Genomic DNA, 267 nt, shown 5'->3' with positions numbered 1-267 from the left:
ATTCGGGTCAACAGTGTTCACCCTGGCTGGGTCGATACTGGTATCATCCCTGATGCCTATAAGGAACAGATCATCAAGACGATTCCAGTGGGCCATTTAGGCAAACCGCAAGATATCGGGGAAATCTGTGTTTATTTAGGTAGTGATGAATCTACCTTCGCGGTTGGCGCCGAATTCGTTGTGGATGGCGGCCAGCGGGCTTAATAACTCCAATTAATCGCCTATTTTTAAAGGACAAAGTCAGTAATTTGGCTTTGTTTTTTTTGC

Annotated in this window: 1 protein-coding gene; it reads left to right on the top strand. The window is 45.3% G+C overall.

All coding sequences use genetic code 11. The features are described 5' to 3' along the window. Positions 1–204, top strand: a 204-nt coding sequence (locus tag FC83_RS13520; protein WP_156405610.1) for an SDR family oxidoreductase, incomplete at its 5' end; no start/stop codon positions are given. Between the last annotated feature and the right edge of the window lie 63 nt (positions 205–267).

It is taken from the genome of Agrilactobacillus composti DSM 18527 = JCM 14202, assembly GCF_001436375.1.
GTDB classification, from domain to species: Bacteria; Bacillota; Bacilli; order Lactobacillales; family Lactobacillaceae; genus Agrilactobacillus; species Agrilactobacillus composti.
Note: the sequence above shows the minus strand (reverse complement) of the source record. Positions and strands in the feature narration are given on the sequence as shown.